Raw genomic sequence first — 20,654 nt, forward strand, 5'->3', positions numbered from 1 at the left:
AAGAATCGCCCCCTCGCAGCAGGGGGCACCACCCCACCCAGGAGCCGAATGATTGGACAAGTCCCTAGCCCCCATGACATCCATCGACCTGCGCGAGATCACGCGGGGCCTGCAAGAAGCCGCCAGTGCCACCAACAGCCTGATTGCACAACAGTACATCAACCTGTTCGATCAGTTCTTCGACTGTGACACCGAAGCACTGGGCGCCCCGATGAAGGCCAAGATGGTCGAAGTGGCCATGGATGAGCAGCACATCATGCGCGTGCCCTTGTTTGCGCTGGTATCACCCAAGGGCCTGGCCCTGGAACGCATGCAGGTCGACTTGTCGGTTCGGGTCAAGGGCACCGAGGCGCAAGAAGCATTGCTGACCGCCAGCGAGCAAACTGCGGCCAGCTTCAAGGTCACCATTGGCGGCCAAGGCCGCCAGGGCGAAAGTCGCGACCCCGACGAGGTACAGATCCGCATGCAGTTTCAGGCCAGCGAGCCGCCTGAAGCGCTGAACCGGCTGATCGAGGAATACACCAGCCTGATCACACCGGTACGCCTACCCAGGTCCAGTCCCCCACCCCTCTCCGGCTCCAATGAATTCATCGAAGCGGCCACGGTCCGTTGCTGACCGCGGCGATCAGAAGTCCCGCTTGTAGAAGATATCCAACGAGCTGGCCAACCCGCTTGCCGCCTCGAGGTAGACCATCCGGCTCAACTTGTAGCGCAACGCGATGGTGTTGGCAGGCTCGAACACCCCTACCCCGTAACGCAGGCTCAGTTTCTCGGTCAGGTTGCCGCTGGCGACCACGCTGGTGGTGTTGCCCGAACCTTCGGTATCCAGCTGGAAATCATCGATGCCCAGGCTCGACGCCAGGCTCCCAGTGATACCGGCACTGCCGGCAAGCCCCAGGCCCAACGCTGCTTCGGCAAGCATGTTGTTGTCTTCACCCGATGTGCCCAACGGACGCCCCAGCACCAGGTACGACAGCGCCTGCTCCTGGCTCATGGCGGGTTCGGAAAACACCTGCGTGGTCGGTTGCTCGGCACTGCCACTCAAACGGATACCGGCAATCACATCATCGACCTTGCGAATGGCCTCGATGTCCAGATACGGCTGATCAATCGGACCAGCGAACAGCAGCCGCGCCCGGCGAATGGTCAGGCGCTGCCCATAGGCACGGTAACGGCCATCGGCCAGGCTCAACTCACCCCGGGTATCGAGGTTGTCGCCGATGTGCACATGGCCGAGCAGGTTGGCAGTGAGGCCAAAACCACTGAACGACAGCTTGTCTCGCCCAACCTCGACATCGATGTCCATCGCCATTGCCAGGGGCTGTTTACCCTCTTCGGTCTGATGGCCGATGATCACCGTGTCATCGGACACCTTCACGGTCGATGGCGGAAGTTCGCGTACCGTGATCTTGCCTTTTGGCACTTGGACCTTGCCCGTCACTGCCAGCTTGTCGTCGATCAGGCGCAAGTTCAGGTCAGGGGCGACGTCCAGGGTCGCGTAGGGCTCCACCGTCACCGGCAATTGCTGCCCCTGCAAACGCAGGTCCATGCCCAGCGCCTGGCCCCAGGTCAGGTTACCGGTCAGTTGGCCGCGCCCTGCTTCGCCACTGCGCCAGTTGCCATTGAGCTGAACCTGCTCGCCCGCAATGGCTGCCTGCAATGACAAGTCTTGCAGGCTTAGCGGCAACTCGGCGCCGCTGACCTCGCCACCGCTCAACACCAGGTTGCCGTTGACCTGTGGCGCAAGCAAGGTGCCCGACAAACGACCGCTGCCATTGAGTTGCCCGGTCAGGCGCTCGACCATGGGCACGAATGGTCGGGCCACCGACAGGTCCAGGCCCGTCAGGCTGAAATCACCCGACAGCGGTTTATTCTTGCCCAGTGGGTCAATGCGGGTATTCAAGCTCAGTTCACCCAGGCGCTCGCCGCGAAATGCCAGGCGGGCATCGATACGTCGTGGCGCCAAGGTGCTGTCCAGGCGCAAGGACTGATAAGGGAAGTCGACCCAGCGGTCCTTATCACGCACCCGCAGGGTGCCGCCACTGGCGTCGACTACGATGCTGCCCTTGGGGCCACTGGCCGGCACATCGAGGTTGACGTCGGCGTTCAGCAGGCCTTGCCAGGCAAAATCTTTTGGCAGCCACTGGGCCAGGCTGTCCAGGGGGAACTGCTTGAGGTGATAACGCAGGCGTGGCTCCGGTGCCAGGCGCTGGTCTTCACCACACAGGCTGGCTTGACCGGAACGCCAGCAATGGGCGCCGAAATCTAGCTGGCCGCTGGCCAAGCGCTGCAAGCGTGCCGGAGCCTGCAACTGCCAGTCCTGGCCACCGGCCTGGATCCGCCCACTGGCCAACCGACCACGCCAATCGCCCTTGTTCAACTGGCCGTCCAGGCCAAGGTCGAGCTTGAGCTGCGGGCCGTCGAGCGCCAGCGTCAGGGCCTGCTGGCGAATGTCACCTTTGCCATTGGCCTGCAAGGTGCCCAGTGCCGTGTCACCCAGGTGTATGCCGCCCGCCTTGAGCTCGATCACACCACGCTGGGCGTTATCCAGCCGGGCGTCGAGGTCCAGTCGCTGGATACGGTTCTCGGCCTGCGCCAGTTGCTGGCCCTGCAGGGTGAGCGTGCCCTGGGGCGCTTGCAAGGTGCCAGCAATGTCCAGCCGGCCTTTGACTTGCCCCTGCAGCCTCGGCCATAGCTGGCCCAGGCGCGGCAGGTCGAGATCCACCCGCCCCGCCAGCCGCTGTTGCAAGCTGCCACTGCCATTGATGCGGTTGTCACCCAACTGGATCGCCAGGGCGCCGAGGGTCCAGCTCTGCCCTGCCCCTTGCGCTTCGACCTTGAGCACCGCCGGCTGACCGCGCAGGCGGCCTTTGAGGTCGAGCTGGGCATCGAGCTTAAGCTCGTCACCCTTCATTTCACCTTTGCTGCGCAGAGGCCCGGCCAGGGTACCCGGCAGTTCGGCAAGCCAATACGCAGGGTCCAGCGCCGAAAGCTGCACATCGACGTCCCATGCCAGGGTATCGGCGAAGCGCACCGCGACACTGCCGGCGGCCTTGCCCTGCCCCGCGGTGAGCGCCAGCTGCGGCAGCTTCACCTGGGTCAGGTCACCCTCGAACGGGCTGGCCAGCGTGAAGGCACCCGCCGGGCCGTCAAGGTCGCCATTGAAGGTGCCCTGGTAGTTGCCATCGCGGTAGCGAACCTGGGCGTTGAAGCGCTTGAGCGTGACGTCGGGCGGCGTTTCCAGTGGGTACAGGCGCAGCCATGGGAAATCCAGCCATTCGAGCTGGGCATCGGCGCTCAGGCCCTGTTGCCAGTCGGCACTGGCCTGTAGCTTGAGCCGCTGGCTATCGCTGGCGCTGAGGTCAAGGGCATCGAGCTTGGCACCCTTGCTGTCGACCCGCCCGGACAAGGCCAAGGCGATCGGCGACTGTTCGGCGGGCAAACTGGCCGAACCCGACAGTAAATAGCCCTTGAGCAGATCGCCCTTGGCGTTGAGTTCGAGCTGTTTGAACTGCAGGGTATCTGGCAACGAAGCAGTCGGTTTGAACGCCTCGGAGCGAATCTGCAGCGTTGCTGGCAGGTGTTCCGCCAACGCCTGCAACTCACCGCTCAAGCTTGCATCGAGGTAACCCGAGCTGGTGCCTTCGAGCGTGAGGGTTTTCTGCAGCTCGCCTTTGGCTGCCAGTGCCAGCTGCCAGCTTTTGCCCTCCACCGAGGGCAGTTGAACCTGCCCCTGCAATTGCACAGGCCAGTCGCCTTCAGGCTGCAAGTCACCTTGCAGGTCCAGGCGCAGGTCGTCCCGTTGCAGTTGCAGGCTATCGATGCGCATCCCGGTCCGGGTCCAGTGCGCCGCCAGTTGCAGATCACCGAGCAGGTCGCTGCCGTCCAGGCGCAACTGGCCGACCTTGACCTCACCCAGTTCGATGTCAACCGGCAAACGCAAGGCCGGGAGCTGCAAAGGGCCACTGTCGACTGGCGTTTCACTCGGCGCAAACGCCATGTCGATGCGCTGGGCATGCAACTGCTCGATACACAAGGTGCCACGCAACAGGCACGCGGGCGACCAAGCCAATAGAGGCGCCTGTACTTCGACTCGGTTACCGCCGTCGACCCAGCTCAGCCGACTGGCTTGCCAAGTGCCGGCCAGTCGCCCCGTGAAATCAGCAACCTCAAGCCCCGGCACCTTTGCCAACGCCCAGCGGCTGCCGCTTTCGGTACCTACCAGCATGCCAAGCGCCAGGCCCACGGCCAATACCAGGCCGAGTAGACCCAGCAGAATGAATTTGAACACACGTGTCACAGCTCAGGCCCCATGGAGAAGTGCAGGCGGATACCACCCTCGTCATCGAGTGCCTTGGCCAGGTCCAGGCGCAGCGGCCCAACCGGTGAAACCCAACGCACGCCAATACCTACCCCAGTCTTGAGGCTGGGCAGCTCGAGCGTGTTGAACGAGTTGCCTTGATCGACGAAGGTCGCCACCCGCCACTTCTCAGTCACCGAATATTGGTACTCGACGCTGCCTGCCACCAGGTAGCGCCCACCAATGCGGTCGCCATCACTGTTTTTCGGCGACAGGGTCTGGTAGTCATAGCCGCGCACGCTCTGGTCACCACCGGCGAAGAAGCGCAGCGAAGGCGGGATGTTGTTCTTGTAACCGTTGGTGGCGCTGCCGCCGAACTGCACCCGGCCGAGGAAGCGATGGTTGTGGCCGAGCGTGGTCAGGCCTTTGAGCAATACGTTGCCGTGCAGCAGGTTGGTGTCGGAAACCAGCCCTTCCTTGGCCACCTGTGTGTCGAACTGCAAGCGGTAGCCGTTGTGTGGGTCGATACGGTTGTCGCTGCGCAGGTACGAAAAGCTCACACCCGGCATCAGCAGGTTGCTCAGCCCCGAGTCATCACCCAGGCGGTATTCCTCACGCTGGTACTTGAGCGAGATGACCCGCTGCCAGCCACTGGGCAACTTGCTGTGCCATTCCGGGCCAACCGTCAGCAGCTTGCTGAGGGTGTCGGTACCGGCGATTTCCTCGTTCTGGTAACCGCCAGCAAAGCGCAACTTGTCGGTCAGCGGCGGGTCCAGCGGGATGTCGTACCACAGGCCGACGTTCTGCCGGGGGGCCGACAGCTCGGTTTCCCAGCCATAGCTGTGGCCTTGGGGGTTGACCCAGTGCCGCGTCCAGTTCGCCTTGCCGCGTGGCCCGACGTCGGTCGAGAAGCCCAGGCCCAGGCCCATGGTGCGGGGTTTGCGGGTTTCCAGGCGGACATCCACGGGGATGTCCTCACCTACGGCAGCGGTCGGCGCGGCATCTACCCGCACGCCTTCGAAGTAGCCACTTGATTGCAGGTCGTTGTTGAGCTCGGCGATCAGCTCGGAATCGTAGGGTGTGCCGGGTTTGAACGAGACCATGCGCTGCAGCAGGTCATCATCGAGGGGGGTGTCACCACCGAACTTGACTGCGCCCAGGCGATAGCGAGGGCCGCTTTGGTAGACCAGTTCGATGTCGGCCACACCGGCCTGGGGGTCGACCGCCAGGCGCTGGCGGCTGAAGCGGCCGGCGAAGAACCCATAGCGCGAGGCCTGATTCTGGATCAGCCGCTTGGCATCCTCATACAGGCCGTGGTTGAGCTGCTCGCCAGCGCGCAACGCCTTGCTGTCGGGCACCCGGAACGCCTTCATTTCACTGGCAGGGCCTTCGATACGCACGGTCACGTCGCGCAGCCTTACCGGCTCGCCCGGCGTGATCTGGATGATCAGTTGCGCGGGTTGCTCGGCCTTGGCAGGGGGCTTGACCTCGGTTTCGATCTGGGCCTGATAGTAGCCAAGTGCCTGCGCTGCTTTGCGCGCCTGCTCCTCGGCCCCGCGGCTGAAGCGCAATAGCGCTTCTTCGTCGCGGTCGCCAAGGTTGCCAATATAGCCTTCGACATTGGCCTTGAGCGCTTTGTTGGCGGGCTTTACCTTCACCAACAACTCGCTCTGGCCCCATGCTGCAAAACTGGCGACCCAGAAAACCAGGCCCCAGGTCAATCTTCCTGAATACGTCATGCGGCGCATGCTACCAGAGCCGGGCGCTCAAGGGAGCCGTCTGGCGACCTGTCAGGCAAAAGCAGGATTCGAAGAGACCGGGTTGGGGTGAAAAAATACCCGCTCGCGGATAGGCCCTACAGCAACCTCGCCAATTTCCTCATAGCCCTGACGCTGATAGAACGCCAGGTAGTGCTCATTGCCGGTGTCCAGCACCACGCCCTGGGTGCTCGGGTCTTCTGCGCACCAGTCATGCACAGCCTGTAACAATTGCTCGCCGTACTGGCGCCCCTGAAACTGTGGATGCACCCCCAACAACGGCAACACGTGCACCTGGTCTGTGGGCAGGCAACTGGCCAATGCCGCCTGGTAATCCATATAGCGCCGTGTGCAGCGCAGGCCAGTACCCAGCATCATGCGCAAACGCCAGGCCCAGCTGTCGGCCACCCCCAGCCTGCGCAGCGGCGGCACGATCAGGGCCACGGCAATCAGGCGGTCATCCACCAACAGGCCGATTGCAGGCAATTGCAGATAGAAATGCTGGCGTACCCATTCACGCACCATCACGCGCAAACGCCGCTCATAGCCTGGGCGCTGCGCTTCGAAAATGTAGGCGAACGTAGGCTCGTGGCGGTAGGCGTTGTACAGCAGCGAACGTGCCTCGCGACTGTAACCATCGTCGAGCTGGCAGATACGGGCTGGGGTGGCAGTGGTGTCGGGCATTGCGGGCAGTCCTCCTGGAATGGGCTTACAGTGCCTTGGAGGGGCGCCACCGCGCATCGTTCACCCCCTTCAGCACGTTAGCAGCAGCACCCGCAACCCGCCATGCTGGTGATGACGCGCGATGTCGGCTAGCATCGCGGCTTTTGCCAGGATTGTCTTTCCATGAAGATCGTCTGTTTCAACATCAACGGCCTGCGTGCCCGCCCGCATCAGCTGGCGGCCTTGATCGACAAGCACCAGCCGGACGTGATCGGCCTGCAGGAAACCAAGGTCAGTGACGATCAGTTCCCGCTGGCCGATGTCCAGGCGCTGGGTTACCACGTGCACTACCACGGCCAGAAGGGTCACTACGGCGTTGCCTTGCTGTCGCGCCAGGCCCCCCTGAGCCTGCACAAGGGCTTTGCCACCGATGAAGAAGACGCCCAGCGCCGTTTCATCTGGGGCACCTTCGCCGATGCCGATGGCAACCCGGTCACCATCATGAACGGCTACTTCCCCCAGGGTGAAAGCCGCGACCACCCCACCAAGTTCCCGGCCAAGCAGCGCTTCTACAGTGACCTGCAGGCGTTGCTCGAAGGTCAGTTCCGCAATGACCAGCCGGTGCTGGTGATGGGCGACATGAACATCTCGCCCCAGGACTGCGACATCGGCATCGGCCCGGACAATGCCAAACGCTGGCTCAAGACTGGCAAATGCAGCTTCCTGCCCGAAGAGCGCGAGTGGATGGAGCGCCTCAAGGGCTGGGGATTGGTCGACAGCTTCCGCCACCTGTACCCGGAAGTGGCCGACCGCTTCAGCTGGTTCGATTACCGTAGCCGTGGTTTCGAGGACGATCCAAAACGTGGCCTGCGCATCGACCTGATCATGGCCTCGCAGCACCTGGTGCCGCGGATCAAGGCAGCGGGCGTGGACTATGAACTGCGTGGGATGGAAAAGCCGTCAGACCATGCGCCGATCTGGCTGGAGTTGAGCTGATCGAGGCTGGGTGTAGGCGGTAGATTTGCAGCGCCTGGGAGATCGAGCGCCGCGCGGGCGGCGCTCGATCTCATAAACGCTGAAAATCCACCGCCCTGCACCTGCCGCTCTACAACCCCAACCGCAACGCCGCCCCCACCCCTGCCCCACGCGTATCGTCCGCCGCGCTGACCAGCGCAAAGTTGTAAGCCCCATGTGACCAATACCGCGCCTCCAGTTGCCCATCAACCCGCTGCCCATCAGGCATGCGTTGGTAATGCTCGCTGGGCGAGCGCATGAACAGGCTGATCCGTTCACCCTTGCCATCCTGAAACACCAACAATGCCGCCGGCCCCTGCTCGTTGCTGAGCAATCGCGCGCCCACCGGCCGGAACCCGTAACCCGCCAGATCCGGCAACTGCCCTACGCGGTTGAAGTGACGCCCCAGCCATTCACGCAATTGGGTCGGGTCGCTGGCCTGGATATCCAGCGCCTCACTGCCGGCAAACAACCGATGAGCCTGGACCGCATCGGCCATCGGCAGATCGACCCTTACCAGCGTGGCATCCCGCATCTGCCAGCCGCCCATCCCCCCCACGCCGAGCGCCAGCAGCAACACCGCCGCCGACGCCCAGCGCCGTTGACGACGCTGGCGCAGCCGCAGGCGCAGCTGGCCCAGGTCGAGTTGCGCAGCCCCTGGTTGTTCACCCAGGCCGGCCAATGCCGCACGCAGGCGGCGGGCATCACTGCGCCAGGCCTCGACCCTGGCCGCTTGCTGCGGGTTGGCCGTAAGCCAGGCCTGCACTTCGGCCCGACGCCCCGGCGCCAGGCGTTCATCGACATAAGCATGCAATTCGTCTTCGCTGGGGATCAGGCGCGTCATTTCAGTCTCCGCAAGGCCGGGGGTTGAGGGTTGCCCTCGGTCAGTTCGCGCAAGGCATTGCGGGCGCGCGACAGGCGCGACATCACAGTACCGATGGGGATGCCCAAAGCCTGGGCGGCCTCCTTGTAACTCAAGCCTTCGATGCTCACCAGCAACAGCAAGGCACGCTGCTCGGCAGACAACCGGGCAAACGCCTGCAGGTCGGCCTGGGCCAGGACGATGGCCTCGATATTGCCGCCGACCGGCTCGCTTTCCACCTCGGCACGGCCAAACCAGGACAGCCAACGGGCATGCAGGCGGTCGCGACGCTTGCCGTCGAGAAACAGCCGGTAAAGGATGGTGAACAGCCAGGCGCGCAGCGCCTCTGCCTCGCGTTGCTGGCCATGGCGGCTCAAGGCGCGCTCGACGGTGGCTTGCACCAGGTCGTCGGCGCTGCCGGGTTCGCGCGTCAACCACAAGGCAAAGCGCCGCAGACGTGCAAGCAGCTCGCGCCATTGGTGTTCGTCCAGATCGTGCATGGCAAATGTCCCGGCCTCTGGGGTTGTCAGTGTATGGGGCAGACGCCCGGCAACAAAATCTATTCCCTCCCAGGGAATAAGTTTTGCCCTGCCCCGTCGTACCGGCATCTTCACTGAACCGGACGACAACCATGAACTCACCCTTGTACGGCCCCGCCAAGGCCCTGCGCCTGGCCGCCATCGGCGCTGTGATGCTGGCAGCGGGCGTTGGCTTTGCCTATGCCGCAGGCTGGATCGGCGCAGCCAAGCTGACGCCGCAGCGCATCATCGACACCTTCGAAGCCCAGGCCGGGCACTACCCGGGCTACCGCAAGAACCACGCCAAAGGCCTGTGCGTCAGCGGCTACTTCCAGGCCAGCGGGCAGGCTGCCAGCCTGTCCACGGCGCGGGTGTTCAGCCAGGCACGGGTGCCGGTGATCGGCCGCTTCGCCATCGGTGGCGCCAACCCTTATGCGCCAGACACCGCCATCCCGGTGCGCAGCCTGGCGCTTCAGTTGAGCAGCGACGACGGGCAGGTCTGGCGTACCGGCATGAACAACCCGCCCGTGCTGGCGGTGAGCACGCCGCAAGCCTTCTATGAACAGGTGCTAGCGAGCACGCCTGACCCTGCCACCGGCAAACCGGACCTTGCCAGGCAGCAGGCGTTCTTCGCGGCTCACCCTGAAAGCGCGGCGTTCCGCCAGTGGGCCGCGAGCTACAAGCCAAGCAACAGCTTTGCCAGCACCCAGTACCACAGCATCAATGCCTTTCGCCTGATCGACGCCGCCGGGGCAGCCCAGCCAGTGCGCTGGCAACTGGAGCCGCAGACGGCGTTTACGGCGCTGCCAGGGCAGGTGGACGACAAACTGTTCCTGCAGCATGACCTGCAACAGCGCCTGGCCCAAGGGCCGCTGCGCTGGACCCTGCGCCTGGTCCTGGCCGAGCCCGGTGACGCCGTGGACGACCCGGCCAGCCCCTGGCCTGCACAGCGGCGCAGTGTGGATGCCGGCACGCTCGTGCTCGAACAGGTGGACGCTGCTGAACAAGGCGCTTGTCGAGACCTGAACTTCGACCCGCTGATCCTGCCCCATGGCATCGAAGCGTCCGCCGACCCGATCCTCGCCGCCCGTTCGGCCGCGTATTCGGAATCGTTCAACCGCCGCAGCCGCGAATCGCTCGGCACCGGAGCCCGCCCATGAAACCCGAAGCCTTCCATCCCCTCGCTCGCCTGCTGCACTGGCTGATGGCCGTGCTGATCGTGGCCATGCTGTTTATCGGCGTGAGCATGGTCAGCGACCTGTCACTGCGCCATCCATTGCTGATCGAGCTGCACAAGGCAACGGGCCTGGCCTTGCTGGTACTGGTGCTGCTGCGTATTGCCCTGCGCTTGACGCTGCCTCACCCACCGCTGCCACGCGACCTGCCAACGCTGCAACGGCTCGCCGCCGGGGCCTCGCACCTGGTGCTCTATGCCTTGATGCTGGCCATGCCCCTGCTGGGTTGGGCGATGCTTTCGGCCGGCGGTTATCCGCGGCCCCTGCAGTTGCCTGCGATCGCCCCGCATGACCTTCAGCTGTATGCCGTGCTGCGCCAAGCCCACGGCTGGGCCGGCTACCTGCTGTTCGCGACGGTTGTGCTGCACCTGGGCGCAGCCCTGATGCATGCCTTGGTGCGTCGCGACGGCGTCTTGCGTAGCATGTGGCCTGGCCCCCTGCGTCGCAGCGACTGAGCCGAAGCGGTCCGGGGCGTTCGACATTCGATAATAATTCTTATTAAGATCGGCGTACTTTTCGCTAAAAACTCTGGACTGCCCTATGAACGTCGCAAAGGATCCTGCCACTCTCGTTCCTGCCAGCACCCTGGACTTACGCCCACTGCTGCTGGCCAACATGGCCTGTACCATGTCGATGATGGCCTTCGTCGCCCTGATCGGCCCGATCGCACGCCAACTCGGCATGGCCACCTGGCAAGCCGGTGCCGCCGTGACGGTGGCCGGTGTGGTCTGGGTACTGCTGGCCCGCCCCTGGGGCCGCGCGGCCGACCGGCTCGGGCGCCGGCGCGTGTTGCTGCTTGGCAGCGCAGGCTTCACCCTCGCCTACTGGCTGTTGTGCCTGTTCGTCGAAGGCGCGCTGCGCTGGCTGCCGGGCGCATCCCTGGCCTTTATCGGCCTGATGCTAGCCCGCGGGTGCATCGGGGCGTTCTATGCCGCCATCCCGGTGGCCTGCAATGCAATGATCGCCGACCATGTCGAACCGCAGCAGCGGGCGCGGGCCATGGCCTCGCTGGGGGCGGCCAACGCCGTCGGCCTGGTGCTGGGCCCGGCCCTGGCCGCACTGCTGGCGCGGCACAGCCTGAGCCTGCCGTTCCACCTCATGTCGCTGCTGCCGGCCTGCGCGTTCTTCGTGCTGCTGTTCACCCTCAAGCCACAGGCACTGGCCAAAAGCCACGCGCCCAGCCCTGTGCACTTGAGCGATCCGCGCCTGCGCCGGCCTTTGCTGGTGGCCTTCAGCGCCATGCTCAGTGTCACAGTGTCGCAAATCACCGTCGGCTTCTTCGCCCTCGACCGCCTGCACCTGGGCCCGGCCGAGGCCGCCCAGGCTGCCGGCATCGCCTTGACCACGGTGGGGGTGGCACTGATCCTGGCGCAGGTGGTGCTGCGCCAACTGGAGTGGCCACCGTTGAAAATGATTCGGGTGGGTGCCAGTGTCTCGGCGGTCGGTTTTGCCTGCGGCGCACTGGCGGCCACTGCGCCCTGGCTGTGGGCCTGCTACTTCGTCGCCGCCGCCGGCATGGGCTTTGTGTTCCCGGCATTCTCGGCACTCGCCGCCAATGCCATGCAAGCCTCTGAACAAGGTGCCACCGCCGGCTCGATCGGCGCTGCCCAGGGCATGGGCGCGGTGATCGGGCCACTGGCCGGCACGCTGGTGTATGCCCTCGACCCGCGCTTGCCGTTCCTGGCGGTGGCTGCGCTTTTGCTGCTGGTCGGGCTATGGCCGATGCCACGCGAGAAGCGGGCCTGATAAGCACAGCGCGCAAGCGTGCAGAGTGTGCTTTAATGCGTCGCTCATTATTTTTGACACCTCTGATTACAAGGCGGCTATGGACACGGGGACGCGACTCAAACTGGTGCGTGAACGCAACAACCTCTCCCAACGGGAACTGGCCCGCCGCAGCGGGCTGACCAACTCGACGATCTCGCAGATCGAACAGAACCGCGTCAGCCCTTCGGTCAGCTCCCTGAAAAAACTGCTCGAAGGCATCCCGATGAGCCTGGCGGAGTTCTTCAGCTTCGACGAGCCAGTACGGGAAGAGCGCTTCGTGTTCCGCGCCAGCGAGCAACCAGACCTGGGCCGCAACGGCCTGCGCATGCTGCTGGTCGGCGCCAGTGTCGAGGCACGGCAGATGCGCATGTTGCGCGAGCTGTACGCACCGGGCGCCGACTCGGGTGAGCCGATCGTGCATGCAGAAGGCGAAGAGTGCGGCCTGGTCACCCGTGGCACGGTCGAATTGTGGGTTGATGGCCAGGTTAGCGTGCTCAACTCGGGCGATGGCTACTACATCCCCACCACTCTGCCCCACAGCTTCAAGAACATCGGCCAGGATGAGGCCGAGATCATCAGCGCCAATACCCCGGCGAATTTCTGACAGTGAGCCGCAGCGGTACCGTGAGCACGCGGGAAGCGTATCAGCGCTTGCGCGACGCAGCCCTGGGTGTTCACGCCCTGCAAATAAGCGCCCACCGCCACGATGGCCTGGTCGATGTGACGATCGAAGGCTGGCAGATGACCCTGGCCGTGGACGCTGAAGGCCTTGCCCATTGCGTCCACTGCCAGGCACCCAACGGCGATCAGGCCGGGCTTGAAGACTGGTACCGCTACGGCACCAACCCGGCCGACCTGCTCAGCCTGTGGGAGCGCACTCAGCTGGAAACACGCCTGGCACGCTGACGCAGCGCGTCCTCGACAAAGTCCAGGCGGTCTTGCCCAAAGAACATCTCATCACCAACAAAGCAGGTCGGTGCGCCAAACACGCCGCGCGCCACCGCATCCTCCGTCGCCTGCTTGAGCGCAGCCTTCACTTGCACATCGCCGGCCAGCGCACTGAATGCGGCAATGTCGAAGCCCGCCTGTTCCAGGGTCTGTTGCAACACTGCCGCGTCACCCAGATTACGCCGCTCGCCCCACATCCCAGTGAACAATGCCTTCAACAGCGCCTCGAAGCGCTGCGGGTCTTGCAACTGCGTGCCGATCACCCCGCGCATCAGCATCAGGGTATTGAGCGGAAACCCCGGCGGCAGCCCGAACGGTACACTGTAGCGGGCAGCGAAGCGCCCCAGGTCGGTGAACATGTAGCGACCCTTCGCCGGGATCATTGCCGGGGACGCATTGCCGGTGGCCTGGAACACCCCGCCCAGCAGCATGGGCCGGTAGTGCAGCGTTGCGCCTTGGCGGGCGCAAATACCCGGCAGTTGCGTCCACGCCAGGTAGCTGGCCGGGCTACCAAGATCAAAGAAGAATTCGACGGTATTGGTCATGGGTACGGTCCTTGATCGATGAGGGGGCTTACCAGCGTTCCATCCAGGGGCGCAGGTCCAGTTCGAATGTCCAGGCGTCTCGCGGCTGGGCGTGAAGGAACCAGTAACTGTCGGCAATGTGAGCCGGGTCAAGGATGCCATCCTGGTCCTTCAGGGCGTAGCGCTCGGGGAAGCTGTCACGAATGAACGCGGTATCGATGGCACCATCCACCACCACATGGGCCACATGGATATTGCGCGGCCCCAACTCGCGCGCCATGCTCTGCGCCAACGCCCGTAGGCCGTGCTTGGCGCCGGCAAATGCGGCAAAGCCGGCGGCACCCCGTGTACCTGCGGTAGCGCCGGTAAACAGAATCGTGCCGCGTTCACGCACCACCATGCGCCGGGCCACTGCCTGAGCGGTCAGAAACCCGGCAAAACAGGCCATTTCCCAGATCTTGAAGTACTTGCGTGGCGTTTCATCGAGAATGCTGCAAGGCACATTGGCGCCGATATTGAAGACAAACGCCTCGATCGGGCCAATATCACGCTCGATGGTCTCCACCAGCGCCGCCACCTCATCTTCCTTGCGCGCATCGGAGCCAAAGCCATGGGCCTGGCCGCCTGCTGCGCGTATTTCGTCCAGTAGCGGTTGCAGCTTGTCAGCCTGTCGGCGGGTGACGCAGGCGACGTAGCCCTCCTTGGCGAACCGTTTGGCAATCTCGCCCCCGGTGGCATCCCCCGCGCCGATCACAAGCACTACTTTTTGTTGTCGAGTCATGTGCGCCTCTTTGGTGAATGATCGTTTAGTAAACGAACGCTATGTTATGATCGGCCCCATCGTCAAGCCAGCGCGCAGAGGTTCATGAATGCGCTATTCCAGCGAGCACAAGCAACAAACCCGCGAAAAGCTGTTGGCCACCAGCGGTGCGCTAGCCAAACGCGGTGGCTTTACCAGCACCGGCGTGGCCGGGCTGATGAAGGCCATCGGGCTGACCGGCGGTGCCTTTTACAACCACTTCCCGTCCAAGGATGATCTGTTCACCGAAGTGGTGCGTCAGGAACTCTGCAATAGCCCACTGGCACGCCTGGCCAGCCAAGGCGCCAGCCGCGAACGCCTTGGCCGTTGCCTGCAGCAGTACCTGAGCATGGCTCACTTGCACAATGCCGAAGGTGGCTGCCCGTTGCCGCCGCTAGGGGTGGAAATCGCCCGGGCAGACCTTGCAGTGCGAGAGGTGGCCGAGCATTGGCTGGTCGAGCTGCACAAGGCCTGGGCTGCCACACTGGAGGATGAAGCGTTGGCCTGGGTGTTGATCAGCCAATGCGTCGGCGCGTTGCTGGTCGGGCGCATGCTGGCCAGTCAGGCGGTGCAATCGCAGGTGCTGGACGCCAGCCGCACCTTCGTTGAAAAGGCCTTGAATGAAACCCGTTAACCTGTTGCTTGGCCTGTGCCTGAGTGCGCCGGTACTGGCCGAGCAAGCCTGCCCGCCGGGGCAGTATCAGGTATGCCTGATGGGGTGTTTTTGCGCCCCGGTCCACCCAGGGCAGGCCGGGCAGATCCTCAAGGACGTGGAAGCCATGGCGTCGACCAGCCTGGCCTACGCATTGCGCCAGGCCCGCGACGAGGCCAATGCCAGCGGCAGTGAACCGATCCCCCTGCACATCCGCGCCCAGCTCGAGCCCTGGTATGACTTCGCCGTGCTCGATGCCGTCCGCTTCAGGGTGGGCGACGAACAGCAGATGAGCGCAGCCAATGCCATGCTGCAGAACCCCGACGTTAATGCGGTGACGTTGATCGACACGATCATCTTTCGCCATGCCAGCGATGCGCAAGACAATGTGGCCCTGTGGGCGCACGAGCTCATGCACGTGCAGCAATACCAGGCGCTGGGGCTAGAAGAATTCGCCCGGCGCTACACGCGTGATTTCAATGAGCTTGAAGGGCCCGCTTACAAGATAGAGGCCGAAGTGGCCAAGGCGCTCCGAGAGCGCAGCTCCGGCCAGGCAAGGTAACGTGTAGGAGCGGCCTCCCGGCGAGGCCGCCCCTACACCCACATCATGACGCCGCAGGAGCCTTTTCGGCCAACCCCTCACGGCTGGCATAACGCTGCGCCAGCACCGCGCAGACCATCAGCTGGATCTGATGAAACAGCATCAGCGGCAGGATCATCGCGCCAATGCCACTGCCCACGAACAGCACCTGAGCCATCGGCACCCCAGTGGCCAGGCTCTTCTTCGAGCCGGCGAACAGGATGGTGATGCGGTCCTCCAGGTCGAAGCCAAGCAGTTTGCCAAGCAAGCGGGTACCGTACAGCACCACCGCCAACAAGATCCCGCACACCACAAACAGCCCCGCCAAGTGTTGTGGCGACACCGTGTGCCACAGGCCGGTAACCACCGCCTCACTGAAGGCGGTGTAGACCACCAGCAGGATCGAGCCCTGGTCCACGACCTTGAGCCAGCGCGCGTTGCGCTTGACCCACGCGCCAATCCAGCGGCGGGCGATCTGCCCGGCTACGAAGGGCACCAGCAGCTGCAGGGTAATCTTCAGCACCGCATCCAGCCCCGAGCCGGTATCACCGCTGGCGCCCAGCAGCATCATCACCAGCAGTGGCGTGAGGAAGATACCCAGCAGGCTGGAAGCCGCCGCGCTGCAAATGGCTGCCGGCACGTTACCGCGGGCCAGCGAGGTGAAGGCAATGGCCGACTGTACCGTGGCTGGCAACGCACACAGATACAGCACGCCCAGGTAGAGCTCGTTGCCCACCAGCGGCACAAACAACGGCTTGAACGCCAGCCCCAGCAAGGGGAACAGCACGAACGTGCAGGAGAACACCAGCAAGTGCAGGCGCCAGTGCCCGGCGCCGGCGATGATCGCTTCGCGCGACAGCTTGGCACCGTGCAGGAAGAACAGCAGGCCGATAGCCAGGTTGGTCAGCCAGCCGAAATACACCGCCCCGTCGCCCGAGCAGGGCAGCACAGTGGCGATGAGCACCACCCCGAGCAAGGCCAGGGTGAAGTTGTCGAATAACATGCGCAAATACTTCATAACAGTTTCCGTCTTGTCGTTATGCAACGGCAGACGATAAGGTCTCGGTTTATTTTTCGCTAACGCCGGAACCCCCACCGGTATCGCTCAACGGACAAAGGACTACTTGATGCCACGCTATCGCCTTGCGCCCTTCCCTCTCGCGGCTGCACTGGCCATGGGTGCAATCACCGCGCAGGCGGCCGATCCGCTGCAGGCCCAGGTAGACGAGATCATCCAGCCGCTCATGCAGGAACACCAAATCGCCGGTATGGCGGTAGCGCTGTACGCCGATGGCCAGGCGCACTACTTCAACTATGGCGTGGCCAATAAGGCGGATAACTCGCCGGTTAGCGCCGATACCCTGTTTGAGGTCGGCTCGCTGAGCAAGACTTACACCGCTACGCTTGCGGCGCTGGCCAGCGCCGAAGGCAAGCTTGACCTACAGGCCCCTGCCCAGCGCTACCAGCCCGCCCTCGCCGGCACACCGCTGGGCGAAGCCAGCGTGCTGGAATTCGGTGCCTACAGCGCCGACTGCCTGCCATTGCAGTTCCCCGACGCGGTGCACACAGACCAACAGGTGCTGGCCTTCTTCCGCCACTGGCAACCCGTTGCCAAACACGGCACCCAGCGCTGCTACTCGAACCCCAGCCTGGGGTTGTTCGGTGACCTGGCGGCGCGCGCGCAGCAGCGCCCATTCGCCGAGCTGATGACCGAGGGGCTTCTCCCGCAAATGGGCCTCAAGCACACCTACCTGCACGTACCGGCCGATGCACAGCGGCTTTATGCGCAAGGGTACGACGCGCATGACCAGCCGGTACGCGTCAGCTCGGGGCCCTTTGCCGATGCGGCCTATGGCATCAAGACCAACGCCACCGACTTGCTGCGCTACGTGCGCCTGCACATGCAGCCGGCCGAGCTTGCGCCAACCCTGCAAAAGGCTGCCGCCATTACCCAGGCCGGCTACTTCCAGGTCGGTAGCATGACCCAAGGCCTGGGCTGGGAGCGTTACCCCTACCCGGCGTCACTCGACACCCTGGTCAATGGCAACAGCTCCAAGTTCGCCCTTGCGCCACAGGCCACCCGCCGCCTCAACCCCGAGCTCCCGGCCGTGCCTGACGCCTGGTACAACAAGACCGGCGCCACCAACGGTTTCGGTGCCTATGTGGCGTTCATTCCGGCGCAAGGCAAAGCCATCGTACTGCTTGCCAACCGCAACTATCCCAACGAGGCACGCGTGCGCGCCGCGTACCGGATTCTCTCGTCCCTCGACCACTGACAGGCCCTTCCGGCAGGATTGTCGGACAAGATGTAGTGAGAAAAAATATTCACTACAAAACGGTTGACGCCGTTCATCGCCCTTGGGCATGATGAGGCTGTCTCCCCGATCGGGAGCGGTGGCAAGGGTGTTCCAGACGGCCTGCGCGGTAACGCAGGCCGTCCGTGGAGAGGGAACTGTCCAAAAGGCAGCGTGTGAAAGCCCCTGTTGCGATGCTGCTGTAGCAGCGTTGGTAGTGCGCTACACCGTGGTAGCGCCAACTGTGAAAATCACCTACGAATGGGTAATGGGGGCTTTATGATGAACTTGAACAACAATCCCACAATCGACCAATTGGCCCAGCTGTTCGCCGTGCGCAAAGACAGCCTCGACGACCATCTGCTGTGGGTCAGCCAGACCGGTGAGGTGCGTCTCGACCGCCTGCCGCCGAACACCATCGAAGATGAATTCGAAGAGCACCTGCCAAGCATGCGTGCACGCTTCAAGGTCTACCGGCGTGGCCAGGGCTACGTCGGCAAGAAGGCCGCCGCCGACACCGAGTTCGTTGGCCGCGTCCTGCAGACCCTGCAACAAGAATGGCCCGCCGCCCGTGAGCGGGGGGCAGTCAAGGTGATCGAACCGCTCAACTGAGTGGCCTCACCCGCCATGGAGCCCGGCCCGCAAAGGCCGGGCTTTTTCATGCCCGCCGACGCGTGCGCGCCATCGCTGGCAAGGGCAATGCGCCGGTGGCCAGCGCGCGGGCCCGCTCGACGCCCCAGACCAACGCCCGGGTCATGGTCTCACCCGAGCGCGCTGGGTAATACTCTTCCAGCAATGCCCGGCCATTCCCAGCGTAGATACCGAGAAACAGCTGGGTAGCGCCCAGGCGCGACAGGCGCACCTGCACGTCGAGCGTGGTGCCGTCACTGAGCGCTTCATCGTGGCTGCGGCTGTGCAGCTGAGCGTCCGCCCACTGCCAATAGGTCTCTTCCCTGACTCGCATGAGCATTCAATCTCCCTTTGCTGAAATGCCGCGCCAGAAAACCACATCCACGGCTATCCGGCGAGTGCAACCCGGCGATGCCATGAGCAGCGTCAACGAATATCAACAAAAACCCCGCCGTTCGGCGGGGTTGCTGGAGCGGGATCACTTTTTCAGCGGAACCCGCGGCATGAAGCGGCCCTTTTTGCTGCGCTGCAGATGTGCAGGCTGAAGCTGTTCCGAATCATCCAGCGTCATGTGGGCGAAACCCAGGCGGAATGCCGACTGGCCGCAACGCACCTGGCTGTTGATCGGGAATGCGTCGTTCAGGTCTTCGAAAAAGGATTCGCTCATACCCTGTCTCCCTCCAGTGAGGTCGCGTCGGCAAGCAGATACGTTGCCTAGGTGAACGCGCCCGGTAAAAGTGAGACTAGCTGGTCATTTGCGGACCGCCCAGACTAAAACCCTGGAACCGACCAGTGGCACAATGCCTTATTTCAACCTGACGGCCGTGCCGGTGGCGAATACCACGACCATGCCACCCTGCACCGACGGCATGCTGATTTCGAAGTCCACGCCCACCACTGCATCGGCGTGCAACTGCCGTGCCCGCGCCTTCAACTCCTCGGTGGCCTGCTCGCGGGCCTCGCGCAGGGCGCTTTCCAGGGTTTGCGAACGGCCACCGAAGAAGTCGCGAAAACGGGCAAAGAAATCGCGCACGAAGTTGATGCCCTGCACCGATTCGGAGCTGACGACGCCCAGGTACTCGGCAATAGGACGGCCTTCGAGCTGGCTGGTGGTAGAGATGATCATGACGGTGCTCCGTTGGCCTGGCGAAAAGGGCCGATTCTAACAGAGCACCCGGCCCTCAGTGCGCACTAGCCGCCCGCAACCGTTGGCCGATCTTGGCGCCAAACACGTTCACCAGCAGCCCAAGCATCACCAGCAGCGCCCCCCAGCCCTGCAGCTCGGTCAGGCGCTCGCCGAGCAACCACGCCGAAGCACTCAGGCCGATAACCGGCACCAGCAACGAGAACGGTGCCACTTTGCCGGCCGGGTGGCGCGACAACAATGTGCTCCACAGGCTATAGCCGAGCATGGTGGCGACAAATGCCAGGTACGCCAACGCCAGTACCGAGCTCCAGCCAATGTTGGCCAGCGCATGGCCGATGCGCTCAGGCCCTTCCAGCCACCACGACAACGCCAGAAACGGCAGCGGTGGAATCAACCCACCCCAGATCACCAGCGCCACCAGGTCGACCGAGCCGAAACGCCGCGTGATGATGTTGCCCACGCCCCACATCGCGCCCGCGCAGAGGGTCAGCACCAGCGCCAGCATCGGCACATGGCCACCATCCTCGCTGCCGATCAGCGCCAAGCCGCTGGCGGCCACCAGCAGCCCCACCAGGCTGGCGAGGCGCAGTCGCTCGCCCAGAAACAGCGCGGCAAACCCTAGCGTGAAGAATGCCTGGGATTGCAGGATCAACGACGCCAACCCAGGCGGCATGCCGCTGTACATGGCCTGGAAAAGGAAGGCGAACTGCCCCAGGGAAATCGTCACGCCATAAGCGATCAGCCAGCGCCACGGCAGCTTCGGCCGCTTGACCAGCAACACTGCCGGGAAGGCCACCAACAAGAAGCGCAATGCCCCCAGCAGCATCGGCGGCAGGCCATCCAGGCCTACCTTGATGACCACGAAGTTGACTCCCCACGCAACAATCACCACCAGGGCGATCAGCAGGTCCTTGAGCGGCATTGCGACATCCTTCTTCAGGCTTTCTAGACATATTTCGTTACA

General features: G+C 63.8%; 23 protein-coding genes. 11 read left to right on the forward strand and 12 right to left on the reverse strand.

The annotated features are described in order from the left end of the window. The first annotated feature begins 73 nt into the window (after window positions 1–73). Window positions 74–616, forward strand: a complete 543-nt coding sequence (locus PC358_RS06385) for a DUF2589 domain-containing protein (RefSeq protein ID WP_476705428.1) — start codon at window positions 74–76, stop codon at window positions 614–616. 9 nt (window positions 617–625) lie between these two features. Here the strand turns inward: PC358_RS06385 and PC358_RS06390 are convergent, their stop codons facing one another. From PC358_RS06390 to PC358_RS06400, 3 genes are read right to left on the reverse strand one after another with little or no spacing between them, the layout of a single operon-like run. After that, window positions 626–4,300, reverse strand: a complete 3,675-nt coding sequence (locus PC358_RS06390; RefSeq protein ID WP_033698289.1) for a translocation/assembly module TamB domain-containing protein — start codon at window positions 4,298–4,300, stop codon at window positions 626–628. Then, window positions 4,297–6,039, reverse strand: coding sequence for an autotransporter assembly complex protein TamA (locus tag PC358_RS06395; RefSeq protein WP_033700096.1), 1,743 nt, complete (start codon window positions 6,037–6,039; stop codon window positions 4,297–4,299). The genes PC358_RS06390 and PC358_RS06395 overlap by 4 nt, the downstream gene beginning before the upstream one ends. 51 nt (window positions 6,040–6,090) lie before the next feature. Next, window positions 6,091–6,741 carry a GNAT family N-acetyltransferase gene (locus PC358_RS06400; RefSeq protein WP_033698291.1) on the reverse strand — a complete coding sequence of 217 codons (651 nt, stop codon included), beginning with the start codon at window positions 6,739–6,741 and terminating at the stop codon, window positions 6,091–6,093. A gap of 162 nt (window positions 6,742–6,903) precedes the next feature. Here PC358_RS06400 and xthA point away from each other — a divergent pair, with 162 nt between their 5' ends. After that, window positions 6,904–7,716 carry an exodeoxyribonuclease III gene (gene xthA / locus PC358_RS06405; protein ID WP_033698293.1) on the forward strand — a complete coding sequence of 271 codons (813 nt, stop codon included), beginning with the start codon at window positions 6,904–6,906 and terminating at the stop codon, window positions 7,714–7,716. A 109-nt stretch (window positions 7,717–7,825) separates the two neighbouring features. Here the strand turns inward: xthA and PC358_RS06410 are convergent, their stop codons facing one another. Both PC358_RS06410 and PC358_RS06415 read right to left on the reverse strand, forming a co-directional pair. Further along, the gene (locus PC358_RS06410; protein WP_033698295.1) at window positions 7,826–8,578 is read right to left on the reverse strand and encodes an anti-sigma factor family protein; all 753 of its coding nucleotides are present in this window, start codon (window positions 8,576–8,578) and stop codon (window positions 7,826–7,828) included. Then, window positions 8,575–9,096: a sigma-70 family RNA polymerase sigma factor gene (locus tag PC358_RS06415; protein WP_033698297.1), complete on the reverse strand. Its 522-nt coding sequence runs from the start codon at window positions 9,094–9,096 to the stop codon at window positions 8,575–8,577. The genes PC358_RS06410 and PC358_RS06415 overlap by 4 nt, the downstream gene beginning before the upstream one ends. A gap of 131 nt (window positions 9,097–9,227) precedes the next feature. On the opposite strand from PC358_RS06415, the gene PC358_RS06420 reads away from it, so the two are divergent. The 5 genes from PC358_RS06420 (at window position 9,228) to PC358_RS06440 (ending at window position 13,022) form a co-directional block, all read left to right on the forward strand. Continuing rightward, window positions 9,228–10,274, forward strand: a complete 1,047-nt coding sequence (locus PC358_RS06420; protein ID WP_033698300.1) for a catalase family peroxidase — start codon at window positions 9,228–9,230, stop codon at window positions 10,272–10,274. Beyond that, on the forward strand, window positions 10,271–10,804 hold the full coding sequence (locus tag PC358_RS06425) for a cytochrome b (protein ID WP_033698302.1): 534 nt from the start codon (window positions 10,271–10,273) through the stop codon (window positions 10,802–10,804). Before PC358_RS06420 ends, PC358_RS06425 begins: the two co-directional genes overlap by 4 nt. 85 nt (window positions 10,805–10,889) lie before the next feature. After that, window positions 10,890–12,095 (forward strand): MFS transporter, encoded by a 1,206-nt coding sequence (locus PC358_RS06430; protein ID WP_033698304.1) that lies wholly within the window; start codon window positions 10,890–10,892, stop codon window positions 12,093–12,095. A gap of 79 nt (window positions 12,096–12,174) precedes the next feature. Then, entirely contained in the window at window positions 12,175–12,720 is a 546-nt protein-coding gene (locus PC358_RS06435) for a cupin domain-containing protein (RefSeq protein WP_027594799.1), read from the forward strand. A gap of 2 nt (window positions 12,721–12,722) precedes the next feature. Then, window positions 12,723–13,022, forward strand: coding sequence for a DUF7693 family protein (locus PC358_RS06440; RefSeq protein WP_033698306.1), 300 nt, complete (start codon window positions 12,723–12,725; stop codon window positions 13,020–13,022). On the opposite strand, the gene PC358_RS06445 is transcribed toward PC358_RS06440, so the two are convergent. Both PC358_RS06445 and PC358_RS06450 read right to left on the reverse strand, forming a co-directional pair. Next, on the reverse strand, window positions 12,995–13,609 hold the full coding sequence (locus PC358_RS06445; protein ID WP_033698307.1) for a 2-hydroxychromene-2-carboxylate isomerase: 615 nt from the start codon (window positions 13,607–13,609) through the stop codon (window positions 12,995–12,997). The genes PC358_RS06440 and PC358_RS06445 overlap by 28 nt on opposite strands. A 28-nt stretch (window positions 13,610–13,637) precedes the next feature. Next, a complete protein-coding gene (locus PC358_RS06450; protein ID WP_033698308.1) occupies window positions 13,638–14,369 on the reverse strand; it encodes an SDR family oxidoreductase in 732 nt (243 codons plus the stop codon). 88 nt (window positions 14,370–14,457) lie between these two features. On the opposite strand from PC358_RS06450, the gene PC358_RS06455 reads away from it, so the two are divergent. Next, window positions 14,458–15,021 carry a TetR/AcrR family transcriptional regulator gene (locus tag PC358_RS06455; RefSeq protein WP_033698309.1) on the forward strand — a complete coding sequence of 188 codons (564 nt, stop codon included), beginning with the start codon at window positions 14,458–14,460 and terminating at the stop codon, window positions 15,019–15,021. Next, entirely contained in the window at window positions 15,008–15,601 is a 594-nt protein-coding gene (locus tag PC358_RS06460; RefSeq protein ID WP_033698310.1) for an eCIS core domain-containing protein, read from the forward strand. Before PC358_RS06455 ends, PC358_RS06460 begins: the two co-directional genes overlap by 14 nt. A gap of 43 nt (window positions 15,602–15,644) precedes the next feature. On the opposite strand, the gene PC358_RS06465 is transcribed toward PC358_RS06460, so the two are convergent. Further along, entirely contained in the window at window positions 15,645–16,637 is a 993-nt protein-coding gene (locus PC358_RS06465) for a bile acid:sodium symporter family protein (protein ID WP_033698311.1), read from the reverse strand. A 109-nt stretch (window positions 16,638–16,746) separates the two neighbouring features. Between PC358_RS06465 and ampC the strand changes: the two genes are divergently transcribed. Both ampC and PC358_RS06475 read left to right on the forward strand, forming a co-directional pair. Further along, window positions 16,747–17,895, forward strand: a complete 1,149-nt coding sequence (gene ampC / locus PC358_RS06470; protein WP_033698312.1) for a class C beta-lactamase — start codon at window positions 16,747–16,749, stop codon at window positions 17,893–17,895. Between the two features lie 297 nt (window positions 17,896–18,192). Next, on the forward strand, window positions 18,193–18,525 hold the full coding sequence (locus tag PC358_RS06475) for a hypothetical protein (RefSeq protein WP_033698313.1): 333 nt from the start codon (window positions 18,193–18,195) through the stop codon (window positions 18,523–18,525). Between the two features lie 46 nt (window positions 18,526–18,571). Here the strand turns inward: PC358_RS06475 and PC358_RS06480 are convergent, their stop codons facing one another. The 4 genes from PC358_RS06480 to PC358_RS06495 all read right to left on the reverse strand — a co-directional run bounded on the left by PC358_RS06480 (window position 18,572) and on the right by PC358_RS06495 (window position 20,612). Next, window positions 18,572–18,883 (reverse strand): hypothetical protein, encoded by a 312-nt coding sequence (locus tag PC358_RS06480; RefSeq protein WP_033698315.1) that lies wholly within the window; start codon window positions 18,881–18,883, stop codon window positions 18,572–18,574. Between the two features lie 138 nt (window positions 18,884–19,021). Further along, window positions 19,022–19,210: a hypothetical protein gene (locus PC358_RS06485; protein ID WP_033698317.1), complete on the reverse strand. Its 189-nt coding sequence runs from the start codon at window positions 19,208–19,210 to the stop codon at window positions 19,022–19,024. A 138-nt stretch (window positions 19,211–19,348) separates the two neighbouring features. After that, window positions 19,349–19,669 (reverse strand): YbjQ family protein, encoded by a 321-nt coding sequence (locus PC358_RS06490; RefSeq protein WP_008098148.1) that lies wholly within the window; start codon window positions 19,667–19,669, stop codon window positions 19,349–19,351. Window positions 19,670–19,724: 55 nt separating this feature from the next. Then, window positions 19,725–20,612: an EamA family transporter gene (locus tag PC358_RS06495; protein ID WP_033698321.1), complete on the reverse strand. Its 888-nt coding sequence runs from the start codon at window positions 20,610–20,612 to the stop codon at window positions 19,725–19,727. Window positions 20,613–20,654: the final 42 nt, after the last annotated feature.

The organism is Pseudomonas capeferrum (assembly GCF_000731675.1).
Taxonomy (GTDB): Bacteria; Pseudomonadota; Gammaproteobacteria; order Pseudomonadales; family Pseudomonadaceae; genus Aquipseudomonas; species Aquipseudomonas capeferrum.